The sequence below is a fragment of the Lentzea sp. NPDC092896 genome (assembly GCF_044754905.1).
GTDB lineage: Bacteria > Actinomycetota > Actinomycetes > Mycobacteriales > Pseudonocardiaceae > Lentzea.
The window spans coordinates 770,229-791,475 of sequence record NZ_JBIVPX010000001.1; the positions used below are offsets into that span (position 1 = coordinate 770,229).

Below are 21,247 nucleotides of genomic sequence, written 5' to 3' on the forward strand. Positions count from 1 at the left end.
GTGCAGGAAGAGCAGCAGGACAAGGTTGCCGACTACCTGAGGCGAGTCACGGTCGAGTTGCGCCGGTCTCGCGAACGCGTCCTCGAACTGGAGCAGAAGCACAGCGAGCCCATCGCGATCGTGGGCATGTCGTGCCGCTTTCCCGGCGGGGTGACCACACCCGAGCAGCTGTGGGAAGCCGTTGTCGCCGAACGGGACCTGGTCTCCCCGTTCCCGGCCGACCGCGGCTGGGACCTGTCCTCGTTGCGCGACCAGTCGCTGGCGCAGGAGGGCGGGTTCCTGACCGACCTGGCCTCGTTCGACGCGGACTTCTTCGGCATCTCGCCGCGCGAGGCCCTGGGCATGGACCCGCAGCAGCGCATGATGCTGGAGCTGACGTGGGAGGCTCTGGAGCGCGCAGGTCTGGATCCCTCGTCGTTGCGCGGCTCGCAGACCGGTGTCTTCGTGGGCACGAACGGCCAGGACTACGCGGACCTGGTGTCGGTGGACGGCGACGGGCACGCCTCCACCGGCCTCATCGCGTCCGTCCTGTCGGGCCGTCTCTCCTACACGTTCGGCTTCGAGGGCCCCGCGGTCTCCGTCGACACCGCCTGCTCCTCGTCCTCTGTCGCCATGCACCTCGCGATGCAGGCTCTGCGCGGCGGCGAGTGCTCGCTGGCGCTGGCCGGCGGCGTGACGATCATGGCCACGCCGAGCTCGTTCATCGAGTTCACCCTGCAACGCGGCCTTGCCTCGGATGGCCGCTGCAAGGCCTTCTCCGACTCGGCGGACGGCGTCGGCTGGGCCGAGGGGGCCGGCATGCTGGTCTTGGAGCGCTTGTCGGACGCCGTGGCCGCGGGCCACCACGTTCTGGGTCTGCTGCGTGGTTCGGCCGTCAACCAGGACGGTGCCTCCAACGGCCTGACCGCGCCGAACGGCCCGTCACAGCAACGCGTGATCCGCGCCGCGCTGGCCTCAGCCGGTCTGATGCCTGCTGACGTCGACGCCGTGGAGGCGCACGGCACCGGCACCACCCTGGGCGACCCGATCGAGGCAGCCGCCCTGATCGCCACCTACGGCCAGGACCGTGCCGTCCCGCTCTACATCGGCTCCATCAAGTCCAACATCGGGCACACGCAGGCGGCGGCGGGCGTCGCCTCGGTGATCAAGGTCGTCCAGGCGATGCGGCACGGCGTCCTGCCGCGCACCCTGCACGTCACCGAGCCTTCGTCCCACGTGGACTGGACGGCGGGCTCGGTCTCGCTGCTGACCTCCGCGACCCCGTGGCCGTCCGTCGACCGGCCCCGCCGCATCGGCATCTCGTCGTTCGGTGTCTCGGGCACGAACTCCCACCTGATCCTGGAAGCGCCGCCCGCCCCGGAACCGGCCGGCCACCGGGCCTCGGTTCCGGGCACTCCGTGGCTCGTCTCGGCCAAGTCCGAGGCGGCGCTCACCGCTCAGATCGCCCAGCTGCGCGACATCACGGCGGAGGCGAAGGACGTCGGCCACGCTCTGGTGTCGCGCACGCTGTTCGAGCACCGCGCGGTTCTGCTCGACGGTGCGGAGATCGCGCGCGGCACCGCCGGCGAGAAGCAGCTCGCGATGCTGTTCAGCGGTCAGGGCTCCCAGCGTCTCGGCATGGGGCGCGAGCTGTACGAGGCGTTCCCGGCGTTCCGCGGCGCGTTCGACGAGGTCGCCCAGCACCTCGACGTGAGCGCGATGTGGGGCGACGACGCCGAGGCCCTCGACCAGACCGGCACCGCGCAACCCGCGATCTTCGCCCTGCAGGTCGCGCTGTACCGCCTGCTGGAGGGATTCGGCGTCAAAGCCGACCACGTCGCCGGTCACTCGATCGGCGAGATCGCCGCCGCGCACGTCGCGGGTGTGCTCAGCCTCGAAGACGCCTGCACCCTAATCAAGGCCCGAGCCCGGCTCATGCAGGCCCTGCCCACCGGCGGCGTGATGATCGCGCTGCAGGCCACCGAAGCCGAGGTCACCCCGCACCTCACCGCGGGCGTGTCGATCGCCGCGATCAACGGCCCGGACTCGCTCGTCGTCGCCGGCGCGGAAGACGAAGCCCGCGCGGTCGTCGCCCGGTTCGAGGGCCGCAAGTCGAAGCAGCTCCTGGTCAGCCACGCGTTCCACTCGCCGCTGATGGACCCGGTGCTGGACGACTTCCGCGCCGCCATCGAACACCTGACCTTCAACGCCCCCACCATCCCTGGCTTGGGCGACGTCGCGAACGCCGACTACTGGGTCCGCCACGTCCGCGCCACGGTCCGCTTCCACGACACCGTGCGGGCCCTGGGCGACAGGAGGTTCCTGGAGATCGGCCCGGACGGCGTGCTGTCCGCGCTGGTCGACGGCATCCCCTCCCTGCGCAAGGACCGCCCCGAGACCCAGACCCTGATCACCGCGCTCGCCCGCCTCCACGTCGCGGGCACCGACGTCGACTGGACGCCGTTCTACGAGGGCGCCACCAGGACCGACCTGCCGACGTACGCGTTCCAGCGCCGGCGTTTCTGGCCGTCCACCGCGAAGAACGCCGACGCGTCCGGACTCGGCCTCACCGCCGTCTCCCACCCGCTGCTCGGCGCGGCGGTGGAACTGGCCGACGGCCAGGGAGTCGTGTTCACCAGCAGGCTCTCGGCCGCCACCCAGCCATGGCTTGCGGACCACGTCGTCGGCGGCCGAACCTTGTTCCCCGGCACCGCTTTCGCCGAACTCGCGTTGCGCGCCGCCGACGAGCTCGGCCTCGACCGCCTGGACGAACTGACCCTCTCCGCACCGCTCGTGCTGAGCGACCCGGTGCAGCTCCAGGTCGCGGTCGGCGCCCAGGACACGACAGGACGCCGCTCCATCACCGTGTACTCCCGGCTCGACCCGGACACACCGTGGCTCGAACACTGCACCGGCTATCTCGCGTCCGGCACCGCGACGGTCCTGGACACCGCGGTGTGGCCGCCGCAGGGAGCGGAACCCTTTTCCCTGGAAGGGTTCTACGAGCGTCTCGCGGACAACGGCTTCGCGTACGGACCGGCGTTCCAAGGCCTGCGAGCGGCCTGGCGCGGCGGCGACGACGTCTACGCCGAGGTCTCCGTCGCGGACGAGACCGATCGCTACGGCCTGCACCCCGCCCTGCTGGACGCAGCCCTGCACGCCGCAGACCTCAGTACGTCCGAGGGCGGCATGCCTTTCGCGTGGCAAGGCGTCTCGCTGCACGCGACCGGTGCGTCCGCGCTGCGCGTGCGCATCCGGCCTCAGGGCGAGTCGTTCGCCATCACCGCGACGGATCCCCACGGCACCCCGGTCATCTCGATCGACTCGCTCGTCACCCGCCCGATCCCCGCCGATGACTCCGGAATCGCGCGCGAGGCTCTGTTCCACGTCGACTGGACCCCCGTCGCACTCCCGACTGAGACCGCCGCGGTCGAGATCGAGCACGTCGTCTCCGAGGGCTCCCCGATCGAGTCCGCGCACGCCCTGACGTCGCAGGTGCTCGCCCGCCTGCAGCAGTGGATCGCCGACGAACGGCAGGACCGCCTGGCGGTCGTCACGCGTCCCGGCGACCTGGGTGCGGCGGCGGTGTGGGGCCTGGTGCGGTCGGCGCAGACCGAACACCCAGGCCGTTTCGTGCTGGTGGAGGCGGACGGCGACGTTCCGGCGGAGGTCTTCGCGCTGGACGAGCCGCAGATCCGGTTGCGCGGCACCGAGGTGTTCGTGCCGCGGCTGGCCCGCCTGGCTCCGTCCGGCGAGTTCTCCTGGCAGGGCAAGGTTCTCCTCACCGGTGGCACCGGCGGACTCGGCCTGGTGATCGCACGCCACCTCGTCGCCACACACGGCGTCCGCGACCTGCTGCTCGTCTCCCGCCGAGGCGAGGCCGACGTCGCGGAGCTGGAAGCGTTGGGCGCACAGGTCACCGTCGAGGCGTGCGACGTCTCCGACCGCGCCGCCGTCGCTGACCTGCTGGCACGTCACGAGGTTCGCGCGATCGTGCACACCGCGGGCGTCCTCGACGACGGCACCGTGGAGTCCCTGACGCCTGACCGCGTCGGCACCGTGCTGCGCCCCAAGGTGGACGCCGCCTGGCACCTGCACGAGCTGGCGACGGACCTCGACGCCTTCGTCGTGTTCTCCTCGGTCGCGGGCACGATCGGCACGGCGGGACAGGGCAACTACGCCGCCGCCAACGCGTTCCTCGACGGCCTCATCGAGCACCGCCGCGCGACCGGCCTGCCCGGCACGTCGCTCGCGTGGGGTCCGTGGATCGCGGGCATGCTGTCCGGCGCCGACGCGGAACGCATGGCGCGCACAGGAATCCCCGGCATCACCGTCGAGCAGGGCGTCGAGCTCTTCGACGCGGCCATCACCGCCGGCAACGCCGTTCCCGTGCGTCTCGACCTGCCTGTGTTGCGCGGCCGCGGCGACATCCCGCCTATGCTGCGTGGCCTGATCAAGACCCGCCCGCGCCTCGTCGTGGCGGGTTCGGACACCGCCGTCTCGCTCACCGGCCGCCTGGCGTCGCTCGACGCCACCGCGCGCCTGGAAGCGTTGCTGGACCTCGTGCGCGGCCAGGTCGCCACCGTCCTCGGCCACGCGGGCACCGATGAGATCGACCCCGGCCGCGCCTTCCAGTCACTCGGTTTCGACTCGCTCACGGCCGTCGAACTCCGCAACCAGCTCACCGCGGTCACGGGCCTGCGCCTGCCCGCGACCCTCATCTTCGACTACCCGAACGCCGGCATGCTCGCCTCCTACCTGCGCGACGAACTCTTCGGCGCCGACACGATCGTTCCGGTGGCGCAGGCGCGTTCCGCGGTCTCCGACGACCCGATCGTCATCGTCGGCATGGCCTGCCGCTACCCCGGAGGCGTGTCGTCGCCGGAAGACCTGTGGCGCCTGGTGGTGGACGGCGTCGACGCCGTCACCGACATGCCGGCCAACCGCGGCTGGGACGTCGACGCGCTCTACCACCCGGACCCCGACCACATCGGCACCTCCTACACCCGCTCCGGCGGCTTCCTGCACGACGCACCGCTGTTCGACCCGGCGTTCTTCGGCATGTCCCCGCGCGAGGCCCTCGCGACCGACTCGCAGCAGCGCCTGCTGCTCGAGACCGCCTGGGAATCCCTGGAACGCGCCGGCATCGACCCGGTGTCGTTGCGCGGCAGCGCGACCGGCGTCTTCGCGGGCGTCATGTACACGGACTACTCGGTCGTGATCAGCGGCAGCGAGTTCGAGGGCTACCAGAGCATGGGCAGCGCCGGAACGTTCGCGTCCGGTCGCGTCTCCTACACCTTCGGCTTCGAGGGCCCGGCCGTCACGGTCGACACCGCCTGCTCTTCCTCTTTGGTGGCACTGCATCTGGCCTCGCAGGCCCTGCGCAACGGCGAGTGCACCCTCGCACTCGCCGGCGGCGTCACGGTGATGTCGACCCCGTCGACGTTCATCGAGTTCTCCCGCCAGCGCGGTCTGTCCGCCGACGGCCGCTGCAAGTCCTTCTCCGACACCGCGGACGGCGTGGGCTGGTCCGAGGGCGTGGGCCTCCTCGTGCTGGAACGCCAGTCCGACGCGATCCGCAACGGCCACACCGTGCTGGCGGTCGTGCGCGGCTCGGCCATCAACCAGGACGGCGCCTCGAACGGCCTGACCGCCCCGAACGGCCCGTCACAGCAACGCGTCATCCGCTCGGCCCTGGCCTCCGCGGGCCTGTCGGTCACCGACGTCGACGTGGTCGAGGCGCACGGCACCGGCACGACGCTGGGCGACCCGATCGAGGCCCAGGCGCTCCTCGCCACCTACGGCCAGGATCGCGCCGAACCGCTCCTGCTCGGCTCCATCAAGTCGAACATCGGCCACTCCCAGGCCGCCGCGGGCGTCGCGGGCGTGATCAAGATGGTGCACGCGATGCGCCACGGCCTCGTACCCGCCACGCTGCACGCCGACGAACCCTCCACCCACGTGGACTGGGAGGCCGGCGACGTCACCCTGGTCACGACGTCCACCGAGTGGCCCGCTGCCTCACGCCCGCGTCGCGCCGGCGTCTCGTCGTTCGGCGTCTCGGGCACGAACGCGCACGTGATCTTGGAAGCACCGAGTGCTCCAGAACTGTCAGACCTGCCTGAGATGATTGAGATGGGGGTCTCGAGCCCCCTGGGGGCCGGCCAGTCGGAATCGATTCCGCTGGTTGGCGCGGTGCCGTGGTTGCTCTCGGCGAAGTCCGCGGCGTCGCTGGACGGGCAGATCGAGCGGGTGCTCGCGCTGGAGGGTGATGCGCGGGACATCGGGTATTCGCTCGCGCTGAAGACGACCTTCGACCACCGGGCCGTGGTGCTGGGCGGGCACGTCGTCGCCCAGGGCGTGGTGAGCGGGAAGCCGCTCGCGTTCGTCTTCTCCGGGCAGGGCTCGCAACGGCTGGGCATGGGACGTGAGCTGTACGAGGCGTTCCCGGCGTTCGCGCAGGCGTTGGACGAGGTGTTGGAGCACCTCCAAGGCGTCCGCGCGGTCATGTGGGGCGAGGACGCCGAGGCCCTGAACCAGACCTGGTACGCGCAGCCTGCGATCTTCGCGGTCGAGGTGGCGCTGTACCGGCTGCTCGAATCGTTCGGGGTGCGGCCTTCACAGCTTGCCGGGCATTCCATCGGTGAGATCGCCGCCGCGCACGTCGCCGGAGTGTTCGGCGTGCAAGACGCGGCCAAGCTCGTCCAGACGCGGGCGGCGCTCATGCAGGCGTTGCCGGCCGGTGGCGCGATGGTGTCGGTGATCGCGTCCGAGGAAGAAGTGCGCGCCCAGCTGACCGCTGGCGTGTCCATTGCCGCCGTCAACGGGCCGCGGTCCGTGGTCATCGCCGGTGTGGAAACGGAGGTCCTCGCCCTCGCGGAGAACTGGAAGAACAAGCGGCTCAAGGTCAGCCACGCGTTCCACTCGCCGTTGATGGAGCCGATGCTGGACGACTTCCGCGAGGCGATCAGCGGGCTGACGTTCCACGAGCCGGTCGTCGGGATGTCGACATCCGGCGATGTCACCACGGTCGACTACTGGGTCGACCACGTCCACGACACCGTCCGTTTCCACGACAACGTCACGCGGCTGGGCGACGTCACGCTGGTCGAGCTTGGGCCGGACGCGCAGTTGACGGCGATGGTTGACGGGTTGATTCCGACGTTGACGCGGGTCAAGTCCGATGTTGAGTCAATGTTGACTGCACTGAGTCATGTACATGTCGACGGAATCAACGTTGACTGGGCGCAGCTGTACACCGGCGGTCGACGGGTCGACGTGCCTACGTACGCGTTCGAGCACCAGTCGTACTGGCCGGAGAGCACCGCGAAGTCCGACGTCAGGTCGGCCGGGCTGGGCGCGGTGGAGCACCCTCTGCTCGCTGCCGCGGTCGAGCTCGCGGGTGGCGCGGGCTACCTGTTCACGGCGCGGCTGTCGCGCCGGTCGTGGCTCGCCGACCACGCCGTGCACGGTGCGGTGCTCGTGCCGGGCGCGGCGCTGGTCGAGCTGGCGGTCCGGGCGGCGGACGAGGTCGGGCTGGATCGCGTCGAGGAGCTCACGCTCGCCGCGCCGCTGGTGCTGCCGGAGAGCGGCGGCGTCCAGGTGCAGCTGATCGTGGGCGTCGAGGAGAACGGCCGCCGCTCGATCACCGTCTACTCACGGGCCGAGGCCGCCGTCGACGAGCCGTGGACGGAGCACGCCACCGGCGTGCTCGGGTCCGGCGGGGCCGTCGCCGAGGTCGGCGAATGGCCACCGAACGCCGAGGCGATCGACGTCGCGGACGCCTACGAGCGGTTCGCGGAGAGCGGGTTCGAGTACGGGCTCGCGTTCCAGGGGCTGCGGGCGGCGTGGCGGAGCGGCGACACCGTGTTCGCCGAGGTCGCGTTGCCCGAGGGCGTGTCGGTGAACGGCTTCGGACTGCACCCCGCGCTGCTCGACTCCGCGCTGCACGCCGCGCTGCTCGTGGACGACGGCGCCGGGCTCCCGTTCTCGTGGGAGGGCGTCCAGCTGCACGCGACGGGCGCGACGGCGTTGCGCGTGAAGCTGACCCGCACCGGCGGCAGCCTCGCCATCGCGCTCGCCGACACCACCGGCGCACCGGTCGCGTCAGTGGACGCGCTCGTGGTGCGCGCCGTCTCGGCCGAGCAGCTCAGCACGACCGACCGCGACTCGCTGTTCCGCCTGGACTGGGTCGAGGCCGGCCTGCCCGCCGAGCCCGCCGCGGACGTCGTGGTGGAGCACGTCGTCGCCGAGGGCGAAGTCGTCCAGGCAACCCACACACTCGTGGCGCAAGCGCTCCAGCGGCTTCAGGAGTGGATCGCCGACGAGCGGCCCGAGAAGCTCGTGTTCGTCACCGGCATGGGCTGCCTGGCGGGCGCGGCGGTGCGGGGCCTCGTGCGATCGGCGCAGACCGAGCACCCCGGCCGGTTCGGCATCATCGACACCGACTCCGGCGAGCTCGTCGCACGGGCATCCGGCATCGATGAGCCCGAGCTGATCATCCGTGACGGCGTGGTGAAGGCCGCCAGGCTCGCGCGAGCGGACAACGCGCGGAGCGAGGTCACCTGGCAGGGACCGGTGCTGATCACCGGCGGCACCGGTGGACTGGGCGGCGTCATCGCGAAACACCTTGTCTCGCAGGGTGTCGAGGACCTCGTGCTGGTCAGCCGGCGCGGCGAGAAGCCCGCCTGGGTCGCCGAACTGGACGCGCGCGTCACCGTCGCGAAGTGCGATGTGTCGGACCGCAAGGCCGTGCAGAGACTGCTGAAGAAGCACCCGGTCCGGTCGATCGTGCACGCCGCCGGTGTGCTGGACGACGGCGTGATCGAGTCGCTCACGCCGGAGCGCCTCGCGACCGTGCTCAAGCCCAAGGTCGACGCCGCGTGGCACCTGCACGAGCTGGCCGGCGACCTCGACAGGTTCGTGCTGTTCTCCTCCGTCGCCGGCACGCTCGGCAGCGCGGGCCAGGGCAACTACGCCGCGGCCAACGCGTTCCTCGACGCGCTTGCCGCGCACCGGCCGAACACCGTCTCGCTCGCCTGGGGTGCCTGGGACGGCGGCATGGCCGGACATCTGTCCGAAGTGGACGTGGAGCGGATGCGCCGCGCCGGCATGCCCCCGATCTCGGTGGAGCAGGGCGTCGAGCTGTTCGACGCGGCCGTCGCGCACGGTGGCGGCGCGCTGGCGCCGTTCCGGCTCGACCTCGCCGTGCTGCGGGCCAAGGGCGAGGTGGCGCCGGTGCTGCGCGGCCTGGTCCGGACGCGCTCGAAGCGCTCGGTCGCCGGCTCGGACACCGCGGTCACGCTCGTCTCCCGGCTGTCCGCGCTCTCCGAGACCGACCGGCTCGAAGCGCTGCTCGACGTCGTCCGCGTGGAGGTCGCCGGGGTTCTCGGTCACGTCAACGCCCAGGTGATCGATCCGGCGCAGCAGTTCCGCGACCTCGGCTTCGACTCGCTGACCGCTGTCGAACTGCGCAACCGCCTCACCGCGTCGACCGGCATCCGCCTGCCCGCGACGCTGATCTTCGACTATCCGACGTCCGGCGCGCTGGCCTCCTACCTGCGCGACGAGCTGCTCGGAGCCGTTGCCGCCACGCCGAACCTGCCTGCCCTGGTGTCCACTTCGGACGATCCGATCGTGATCGTCGGCATGGCCTGCCGCTATCCCGGTGGCGTCACGTCGCCGGAAGAGCTGTGGCAGCTGGTGATGGACGAGGTCGACGCCGTCACCGGGTTCCCGTCCGATCGCGGCTGGGACCTCGAAGGCCTCTACCACCCGGATCCTGACCACATCGGCACCTCCTACACGCGGTCCGGCGGGTTCCTGCACGACGCGGCCGAGTTCGATCCGTCGTTCTTCGGCATGTCGCCGCGGGAGGCGCTGGCGACCGACACCCAGCAGCGCCTGCTGCTGGAGACCGCCTGGGAAGCCCTGGAGCGCGCGGGAATCGACCCATCGTCGTTGCGGGGCAGCGCGACCGGTGTGTTCACCGGCCTGATGTACAACGACTACCAGTCCGTCGTCGGCGGCGGCGACATGGAAGGACACCAGGGTCAGGGCAGCGCGGGCAGCGTCGCCTCGGGCCGCGTGTCCTACGTGTTCGGCCTGGAAGGCCCTGCTGTCACGGTCGACACGGCGTGCTCGTCGTCGCTGGTCGCGATGCACTGGGCGATCCAGTCGCTGCGGTCGGGGGAGTGCTCCCTCGCACTGGCCGGCGGTGTGACCGTGATGTCCACGCCGTCGACGTTCATCGAGTTCTCCCGGCAGCGCGGCGTTTCCGAGGACGGGCGCTCGAAGGCGTTCTCCGACTCCGCGGACGGTGTGGGCTGGGCCGAGGGCATCGGCCAGGTCGTGCTGGAACGCCAGTCCGACGCGTTGCGCAACGGCCACCGCATCCTCGCGGTCGTCCGTGGTTCCGCGGTCAACCAGGACGGCGCGTCCAACGGCCTCACCGCCCCGAACGGCCCGTCACAGCAACGAGTCATCCGCGCGGCGCTGGCATCGGCCGGTCTCTCGGTCACGGATGTCGACGCCGTCGAGGCGCACGGCACCGGAACGCCGCTGGGCGACCCGATCGAGGCCCAGGCGCTCCTCGCCACGTACGGCCAGGACCGCGCCGAACCGCTGCTTCTCGGCTCCGTCAAGTCGAACATCGGCCACTCGCAGGCCGCCGCCGGTGTCGCGTCGGTGATCAAGATGGTGCAAGCACTGCACCACGGCGTGCTGCCGCGCACCCTGCACATCACCGAGCCGTCGTCGCACGTCGACTGGGAGGCCGGCGCCGTCGAACTGCTGACCTCCACGCGCGAGTGGCCGTCCGTCTCCCGCCCGCGTCGCGCCGGCGTCTCGTCGTTCGGCGTCTCCGGCACGAACGCGCACGTGATCCTGGAGGCTCCGAGCCTTCCCGAAACCCAGTCGGAACCGCAGCCCGGTCCGGTTCCGATGCTGGTGTCGGCGAAAACCGCGGAAGCGCTGGAAGCCCAGGTCGAACGGATCCGGGCGGTCGAGGCGAACCCGGTCGACGTCGGGTTCACGCTGGCCGCGCGGACGGCGTTCGATCACCGCGCGGTCGTCGTCGGCGAGGACGTCGTCACCGGCCAGGTCACGACTGCGGGCAAGACCGTGTTCGTGTTCCCCGGTCAGGGCTCGCAGTGGGTCGGCATGGGCAGCGAACTGCTGGCCACCAACGAGGTGTTCGCGCGGAAGATCGCCGAGTGCGACGCGGCGCTGCGGCCGTTCGTGAACTGGTCGTTGATCGAGGTCCTTCGCGACGAACTCCCGCTGGACCAGGTCGACGTCGTGCAGCCCGTGCTGTGGGCGGTCATGGTGTCGCTGGCCGAGGTCTGGCGTTCGCACGGTGTCGAGCCGCAGGCGGTCGTCGGGCACTCGCAGGGTGAGATCGCGGCGGCAGCGGTCGCCGGGGCGCTCACTCTCGAAGACGCGGCCCGTGTGGTCGCGCTGCGCTCGCAGGCAGTCGACGAGGCGTTGTCGCGCAAGGGCGGCATGCTGTCGGTGCCGTTGCCGGTGGACGAGGTGCGGCCAAGGATCGCGCGGTTCGAGGACCGGGTCGCGGTCGCCGCCGTCAACGGGCCTCGCGCCACGGTCGTCGCGGGCGAGGTCGAGGCGCTCGCCGAGATCGTGCTGGAGTGCGAGACGCAGGGCATCCGGGCGCGCATGATCGCCGTCGACTACGCCTCGCACACCCCGCAGGTAGAGGCGATTCGCGAGCGGGTGCTGGCTGACCTGGCAGAGGTGCGGCCGCGCACCGGCACGATTCCGTTGTACTCCACGGTGACCGGCGAACCGATCGACACCGCGGTCATGGACGCCGGCTACTGGTTCACTAACCTGCGCCAGACCGTCGAGTTCCAGAACGCCACCAGCGCCCTGCTGCGCGACGGGTTCCGGTTCTTCGTCGAGCCGAGCGCTCACCCGGTGCTGACGTTCGGCGTCGAGCAGACTGTCGAGTCGCACGACACCGAGGCTGTGGTGCTCGGAACGTTGCGGCGCAACGAAGGCGGGCATCTGCTCACCGCACTCGCGCAGGCGCACGTGCGAGGGCTCGACGTCCGGTGGGACTTCCCCGGCGGCAAGCTGATCGACCTGCCCACGTACGCGTTCCAGCGACGGCGTTTCTGGCCGTCCGGGCAGGCACGGCACGGCGAACACCCGCTGCTCGGCGCGGCGGTCAGCGTCGCGGGCAGCGAGGACGTGCTGTTCACCTCGAGGCTGTCGGCGCATTCCCACCCGTGGCTCGCGGATCATGCCGTCAGCGGCACGGTTCTGTTGCCCGGGACGGCTTTCGTCGAGCTCGCGGTCCGGGCAGGCGACGAGGTCGGCTGCGAGAGCCTAGACGAGCTCACCATCTCCGCGCCGCTGGTCCTCGACGGATCCGTGCAACTGCAGGTCGCGGTGAAGTCCGAGGACGCGAACGGACGCCGCCAGATCGCGATCTACTCACGCACCGAGAACGAAGCACCGTGGACCCAGCACGCGTCCGGCACGGTGTCGACCGGCACCGCTACCAGCGACTTCGACGCGACCGCGTGGCCGCCTCAAGCCGAAAGCGTTGACGTCGAAGGAGCTTACGAGCGCTTCGCCGACATGGGCTTCGAGTACGGGCCCGCGTTCCAGGGCCTGCGCGCGGTGTGGCGCTCCGGCGACGACGTGTACGCCGAGGTCACCACGTCCGAGGAGACCTCGGGCTTCGGCCTGCACCCGGCGTTGCTGGACTCCGCACTGCACGCCGCGTTGCTCGCGAAGGACGGCGCCGGACTGCCGTTCTCGTGGGAGGGCGTGTCACTGCACGCCACCGGCGCGACGGAGCTGCGGGTACGGTTGCGCTCCCACGGTGACGCGATGGAGATCGCGCTCGCCGACACCACCGGCCAACCAGTCGCCACGGTCGAGTCGCTCGTCGTGCGGCCCGTCGCGGTGCCGCGCAACGAGGTCGACCGCGACTCGCTGTTCCGCATTGAGTGGACGCCCACCGCGTTGCCGTCCGACGTGGCCGAGAACGTCGTCATCGAGCACGTCGCGGGCGACGGCAACGTCATCGAGTCGACGCGCACGCTGACAACCCGCGTGCTCGCCAAGCTCCAGGAGTGGATCTCCGCCGAACGCACCGAGCGCCTGGCTTTCGTTACCCGCGAAGGCGATCTGGCCGGGCAGGCCGTCTGGGGCCTGGTGCGGTCGGCGCAGACCGAGCACCCCGGCCGGTTCGTGCTGGCCGACATCGACGACGAAGCCCTTCTGCCGCAGGCGCTCGCCGCGGACGAACCGCACCTGCGCATCAGGCAGGGGCAGCTCTTCGCGCCACGGCTGCAGCGCGCCGCCGCGACCGAGGAGACCGTCTGGGAGAGCCCGGTCCTGATCACCGGCGCCGGTGGGCTCGGTGGCGTGATCGCCCAGCACCTCGTCGCCGAGCACGGCGTCACGGAGCTGATCCTGGCCAGCAGGAGTGGTCGCAAGCCCGACTGGGAGGTCGACGCGGCCGTCAAGGTTGTCAAGTGCGATGTCAGTGACCGCAGGGCGTTGCAGCGGCTGCTGAAGAAGCACACGGTCAAGTCGGTCGTGCACACCGCCGGCGTGCTGGACGACGGCGTGATCGAGTCGCTCACGCCCGAGCAGTTCGACACGGTGTTGCGGCCCAAGGTCGACGCCGCGTGGCACCTGCACGAGCTGTTGCCCGACGCGAGGATCGTGTTCTTCTCTTCCGCCGCAGGCATTCTCGGCGGCGCGGGCCAGGGCAACTACGCTGCGGGCAACGCGTTCCTCGACGCGCTCGCCGAACACCGCGGCAACGCCGTCTCGCTGGCTTGGGGCACGTGGGAGGCGACGGTCGGCCTCACCGGTTCGCTGACCGACGCCGACCGGGAACGGCTGGTGCGCGCCGGAATGCCGCCGATCACGCCGGCGCAGGGCACGGCGTTGTTCGACGCGGCGATCGCTTCAGGAGAGGCGGTGCTGCTGCCCGCACGCCTCGACTTCGCGACGTTGCGGGCACAGGGCGAGGTTCCCTCGTTGCTGCGCGGCCTGATCCGGACGCGCGCCCGCCGCATGGTCGCCGGTTCGGACGCGGCGACCGGTCTGGCCGCGAAGCTGCGTCCGCTGGGCGACGCCGAACGCCTCGACGCGCTGCTCGACCTGATCCGCGCGCAGGTCAGCGCCGTGCTGGCGTTGGACAACTTCGACGCCTCGCGGGCGTTCCGCGACCTCGGGTTCGACTCGCTGACCGCCGTCGACCTGCGCAACCGCCTCACCGCGGTCACCGGGCTGCGGCTGCCCGCGACCCTGGTGTTCGACTACCCGACCGCGCACGTGCTCGCGGCGTTCCTGCGTGACGAACTGTTCGGCGCGGACGGCGGCGATGTCGTCGCCACGCGGCCGGTGTCGGACGACGACCCGATCGTCGTCGTCGGCATGGCCTGCCGGTTCCCCGGCGGGGTCAGCACGCCCGAGGACCTGTGGCGGCTCGTGCTGGACGGCACGGACGCGATCTCCGAGTTCCCGTCCGACCGCGGCTGGGACCTCGACACCTTGTTCTCCGGCAACGACATCGGCACCTCTTCGACGCGGCTCGGCGGCTTCCTGCACGACGCGGGCGAGTTCGACCCGGCGTTCTTCGGCATGTCGCCGCGTGAAGCCCTCGCGACGGACTCGCAGCAGCGCCTGCTGCTGGAGACCGCGTGGGAGGCGTTCGAACGCGCCGGAATCGACCCGGTCTCGTTGCGCGGCAGCGACACCGGCGTGTTCGCGGGCGTCATGTACAACGACTACGCGCAGCTGCTCGGCGGTGAGTTCGAGGGCCACCACGGGACCGGCTCGTCGCCGTCGGTCGCGTCCGGCCGAGTGTCCTATGTGCTCGGTCTGGAAGGTCCGGCCGTCACGATCGACACGGCGTGTTCTTCCTCCTTGGTCGCAATGCATCTCGCGGCGCAGTCGCTGCGGACGGGGGAGTCGTCGCTGGCGCTCGCCGGTGGCGTCGCGGTGATGTCGACGCCGGCGACGTTCATCGAGATCTCCCGGCAGCGCGGTGTCTCGTCGGACGGCCGCTGCAAGGCGTTCTCCGAGGGCGCGGACGGCACCGGGTTCTCCGAGGGCGTCGGCCTGCTCGTGCTGGAACGCCAGTCGGACGCCCTGCGAAACGGCCACAACGTCCTCGCGGTCCTGAAGGGCACCGCCGTCAACCAGGACGGCGCGTCCAACGGCCTGACCGCGCCGAACGGCCCGTCGCAGCAACGGGTGATCCGCGCGGCGCTCACGTCCGCGGGCCTGACCCCGCTGGACGTCGACGCCGTCGAAGCGCACGGCACGGGCACCTCGCTGGGCGACCCGATCGAGGCGCAGGCGCTGCTCGCCGTCTACGGACAGGACCGCGCCGAGCCTCTCTACCTGGGTTCGATCAAGTCGAACATCGGCCACACCCAGTCGGCGGCCGGTGTCGCCGGTGTCATCAAGATGATCATGGCGCTGCGCCACGGCGTGCTCCCGCAGACGCTGCACGTGTCCGCGCCGTCGTCGCACATCGAGTGGGACGCGGGCGCCGTCGAGCTGCTCACGTCGTCCCGCGACTGGCCCGAGGTCGACCGGCCGCGTCGCGGCGGTGTGTCGTCGTTCGGCATCAGCGGCACGAACGCCCACGTCATCCTCGAGGCTCCGGAATTGTCAGACCTCCCTGAGATGATTGGGATGGGGGCTCGCCGCCCCCTGGGGGCCAGCCAGGCGGGATCGATTCAGCAGGCTGGCGCGGTGCCGCTCGCGGTGTCGGCGAAGTCGGCGGGCTCGCTGCGCGCGCAGGTCGAGCGGATCAAGGCACTGGTGGCAGGCGGCTGCGACCCGATCGACGTCGGGTTCTCGCTGGCCGCGCGCAGCAGGTTCGACCAGCGCGCGGTGATCGTCGGCGAGGAGGTCGTCGAAGGTGCGGTCGCAGACGCTGGGCCGGGGCCGGTGTTCGTGTTCCCCGGCCAGGGCAGCCAGTGGCACGGCATGGCGGTCGCGCTGCTCGACGAGGACGAGACGTTCGCGCGGTGGATGGCCGAGGCCGACCGGGCGATCGCCGGACACGTCGGCTGGTCGGTCATCGACGTGCTGCGCGGTGAAGCCGAGCTGCTTCAGAGCATCGAGGTCCTGCAGCCCGCCCTGTTCGCGATCATGATCTCGCTCGCCCAGACGTGGCGCGCGAACGGCGTCGAACCCGTCGCGGTCGTCGGCCACTCGCAGGGGGAGATCGCCGCCGCCTACATCGCCGGCGCGCTCACCCTCGACCAGGCCGCGCAGATCGTGGTCAAGCGGTCGCAGCTGTTCGCGGACGAACTCGTCGGCAACGGAGCCGTCGCGAGCATCGCCTTGCCCGCACCGGAAGTCGAGAAGCTGCTGCCGCCGGAGCTGGCGATCGCGGGCGTCAACAGCCCGTACGCCTGCACGGTCGCCGGCGACGTTCCCGCGCTCGAGAAGTTCGTGGAAAGCTGTGTGGCCCAGGACATCCGGGCCCGCGTGATCGGCTCGACCGTCGCCTCGCACTGCGCGCAGGTCGACCGCCTCCGCGACCAGATCCTGGACCTGTTCGCCGACATCACGCCGCAGCCCGGCACCGTGCCGTTCTACTCGACCGTCACGGCCGAGCGCATCGACACCACGACCCTCGACGCCGAGTACTGGTTCCAGAACGCCCGGCAGCCCGTCAGCTTCGCGAAGGTGGTCGAGAGGCTCGTCGCGGACGGCCACCGCGTCCTGATCGAGTCGAGCGCGCACCCGGTGCTGATGCTGCCCGCGCAGCAGACCGCGGAGGCGATCGGCACCGAGATCGTCGCGATCGGCTCGCTGCGCCGCGACCAGGGAGGCAGCCACCGGTTCACGACCTCGCTCGCCGAGGCGTGGGTCGCGGGCCTCGACGTCCGGTGGCAGTACCCCGGCGGCCGGAGCGCCGCGCTGCCGACCTACCCGTTCGACCACCAGAGGTTTTGGCCCGAACCGCTCGTCAAGGACACCTCCGACCCGGTCGACGCCGAGTTCTGGGAGCTCGTCGACAACGGCGGCCTGGAGGACATGGGTGTCGGGCAGGGTGTCGCGCACACGCTCGCGCAATGGCGCAGCCGCCGCAAGTCCGAATCCACAATGGACACCTGGCGGTATCGCGACCAGTGGACGCCGGTCACCGTCAGCGGAACCCCGGCCGGTTCCTGGCTGGTCGTCACGTCCGGCACAGCTGCTCAGGACGTGATCGACGCTCTCAACGCCGTTCACCTCGACGTCGACGAGCAGATCACCCGCGTGGACCTCACCGCGCGCCTGCCCGAGACGATCGACGGCGTCATCGCGATGACCGGCCTGCAAGCGACGATCACGCTGGTCCAGGCACTGGCGGAAGCCGGTGTCAGCGCGCCGATCTGGGCCGTCACCCGCAACGCCGTCGCGGTCGGCGGCGAGGAGGTAGACCCGGCGCAGACCGCGATCTGGGGCCTCGGCCGCGTCGCCGCGCTCGACCTGCCCCGCCGCTGGGGCGGCCTGATCGACCTGCCCGGCACGCTGGACCACAAGGCCGCGCAACGGTTCGCGGCCGCGTTGACCGGCGGCGAGGACCAGGTCGCGATCCGCGACAACGGCGTGTTCGCCCGCCGTCTCGTCCGCACGAACGCCCACCACAGCCCGGACTTCCAGGCGTCCGGCACGGTGCTGATCACCGGCGGCACAGGCGCGCTCGGCGGGCACGTGGCTCGCTGGATGGCCGAGGCCGGGGCTGAGCACCTGGTGCTCACCAGCCGCCGCGGCCTCGACGCACCCGGCGCGGCCGAACTCAAGGCGGAGCTCGAAACGACCACTCGCGTCACGATCGCGGCCTGCGACGCGGCGGACCGGGACGCACTGGCAGCCCTGCTCGCGGACATCGACGACCTCACGACGGTCGTGCACGCCGCGGGCATCGGCACCGGCGACGCCCCGATCGACGAGATCCGGTACGAGGACGTCACCGCGTTGCTCGACACGAAGATCACCGCGGCCCGTCACCTGCACGAACTCGCGCCACAGGCCCGTTTCATCCTGTTCTCGTCGGGTGCGGCGAGCTGGGGCAGTGGCGGCCAGCCCGCGTACGGCGCGGCCAACGCCTACCTCGACGGACTTGCTCACCTGCGCCGGTCGCGGGGTCTGCAGGCGACGTCGATCGCGTGGGGCGCGTGGGCGGACGCCGGCATGGCGGCCGATCACGGCATGTACGAGGCGCTGCAACGGATCGGCATCGGCGCGATGCCCCCAGAACTCGCGATGAAGGTGCTGCGCCAGGCCGTCGCCGACGACCAGACCCAGCTCACCGTCACCAACGTCGACTGGGCCAGGTTCGCGCCGAGCTTCACCGCCGAACGCCCGAGCCCGCTGCTCAGCGGTATCGCCGAGGTGCGGGCGGCGCTGGCCGACGAGGTCGTCGAGGAGTCGGAGCTCAAGCAGCGACTCTCCCGGTTGACCGAGGCCGAACGCGACCGCGCACTGCTCGACCTCGTGCGCGCCGAGGCCGCGAAGACGTTGGGCTACCAGGAAAGCGACCAGGTTCCGGTGGCCCGCGCGTTCCGCGAGCTCGGCTTCGACTCGGTCACCGCGGTCGAGATGCGCAACCGGTTGAAGACCGCGACCGGGCTCGCCCTGCCCGCGACGCTCGTCTTCGACTACCCGACCGCGACGACGCTGTCGCAGCACCTGCGCGACGAACTGTTCGGCGGAGCGCAACAGATCGAGGTCCGCGCGGCCACGATCGCCACCGACGACCCGATCGCGATCGTCGGCATCGGCTGCCGTTACCCAGGCGGCGTGACGACACCGGAAGCGTTGTGGGAATTGGTCTTCGAGGGGCGGGACGTGATCTCGCGGTTCCCCACTGATCGAGGCTGGGACCTGGAACGGCTCGCCAGCTCGACGTTCGAGGGCGGTTTCCTCGACGCCGTCGCCGACTTCGACGCGGGCTTCTTCGGCATCTCGCCGCGCGAGGCCGTCGTGATGGACCCGCAGCAGCGCCTGCTCCTCGAGACCTCGTGGGAGGCGCTGGAACGAGCGGGCATCGACCCGACGTCGTTGAAGGGCAGCCTGACCGGCGTCTTCGTCGGCACCACCGGCCAGGACTACGAGTCGCTGCTCACCCGCTCGCTGGAGGAGACCGGCCCGTACGCGACGACGGCGTTCTCCGCGTCGGTGCTGTCCGGCCGCATCTCCTACCTGCTCGGCCTCGAGGGCCCGGCCGTCACGATCGACACGGCCTGCTCGTCGTCGCTGGTCGCGATGCACTGGGCCGCGCAGGCTCTGCGCAACGGTGAGTGCGACCTGGCACTGGCCGGTGGCGTCGCGGTGATGACCACGCCGAACGCCTACTCGGCGTTCACGGCAGCCGGTGGACTCGCGCCGGACGGCCGCTGCAAGGCGTTCGCGGAGTCCGCCGACGGCACCGGCTGGTCCGAAGGCGCCGGTGTGGTGCTGTTGGAACGCCTGTCGGACGCTCGCCGCCACGGCCACGAGGTGCTCGCCGTGCTGCGTGGTTCGGCGGTCAACCAGGACGGCGCCTCGAACGGCCTGACCGCGCCGAACGGCCCGTCACAGCAGCGCGTGATCCGCCAGGCGCTGGCGAACGCCGGTCTGGAACCGTCCGAAGTGGACGCTGTCGAAGCGCACGGCACGGGTACGACGCTGGGCGACCCGATCGAGGCGCAGGCCGTGCTCGCGACGTACGGGCAGAACCGGGAGACCCCGCTGCTGCTCGGGTCCATCAAGTCGAACCTCGGCCACCCGCAGTCCGCCGGCGGTGTCGCCGGTGTGATCAAGATGATCATGGCGCTGCGCAACGGCGTGCTGCCTCAGACGCTGCACGTCGACGCGCCGTCGTCCAACGTCGAATGGCAGACCGGCAACGTCGAGCTGCTCATGGAACGCCGGGACTGGCCTGTTGGCCGCCACCCGCGCCGTGCCGGTGTCTCGTCGTTCGGTGTCTCCGGCACGAACGCGCACGTGATCATCGAGGAGGCGCCGGAGTTCGCGGCCGCGGTTCCCGAGGTCACGGCGACCGCTGCGGTGGTGCCGCTCGTGGTGTCAGGCCGGTCCGAGGAGGCGCTGGCCGATCAGCTCGCGGGTCTTGGCTCAGTCGACGCCTCGCAGCTCGACCTGGCCTATTCGCTGGCGGTGTCGCGCAGTGCGTTCGAGCAGCGGGTGGTGCTGGTGGACGGCGTGGAGATCGCCAGGGGAGAGACGGGTGAGCGCGATCTGGCGCTGCTGTTCACGGGACAGGGGTCGCAGCGGCTCGGCATGGGCCGGGACCTGTACGAGCGGTTCCCGGTGTTCGCGGACGCCTTCGACGCCGTGCTCGCGCACCTCGACCCCGCGTTGCGATCGATCGTGTGGGGCGAGGACGCGGACGCGCTGAACCAGACCGGCAACGCCCAGCCTGCGATCTTCGCGCTGGAAGTGGCGCTCTACCGGCTGGCCGAGTCGTTCGGCATCAAGGCCGACCGGCTCGCGGGGCATTCGATCGGCGAGATCGCGGCCGCGCACGTCGCCGGCGTGTTCAGCCTCGAAGACGCGTGCACGCTGATCTCCGCGCGCGCCTCGCTGATGCAGGCGCTGCCGACCGGTGGCGCGATGTTCGCGATCGAGGCCGGCGAGGAGGAGATCGCCCCGCTGCTCACCGGGGGCGTGTCGATCGCGGCGGTCAACGGTCCGAACGCCGTGGTCATCGCGGGTGTTGAACAAGAGGCACGTAGGATTGTTGAACAACTCAACGATCCTACGTCCGGTGCCGCGTCTGGCACTGGGCCGCGCAAGGTGAAGCAGTTGCAGGTCAGCCATGCGTTCCACTCGCCGCTGATGGAGCCGATGCTGGACGACTTCCGCGCCGCCATCGCCGGGATTTCGTTCAACAATCCGACGATCCCGTTGTTGACTGGTGGGATTGTTCAACAATCCGAGTACTGGGTGCGGCACGTACGGGAGACCGTGCGCTTCCACGACACGGTGCGCGCGCTCGACGGCAGCACGTTCCTGGAGATCGGACCGGACGGCGTGCTGTCGGCGATGGTCAGCGGAATCCCGTTGCTGCGCAAGGACCGCGGCGAGGAACAGGCGTTCGTCGCCGGACTTGCCCGCCTGCACGTCAGCGGCGCGACCGTGAACTGGGGCGCGCTGTTCGAGGGCACCGGCGCACGGCGGGTCGACCTGCCGACGTACGCGTTCCAGCACGAGCGCTACTGGCCGACCGTGCTCGACGTCGCGCCGGTCGACCGCGCCAAGTCCACTGTGG

Annotated in this window: 1 protein-coding gene (running past one end of the window); it reads left to right on the forward strand. The window is 71.0% G+C overall.

All coding sequences use genetic code 11. The features are described 5' to 3' along the window. On the forward strand, positions 1-21,247 hold the 5' portion of the coding sequence (locus ACIQF0_RS03490; protein WP_401023986.1) for a type I polyketide synthase. The gene runs 6,101 nt beyond the window's last position; 21,247 of the gene's 27,348 nt are visible here — the first part of the coding sequence; it begins with the start codon at positions 1-3; its stop codon lies beyond the right edge, outside the window.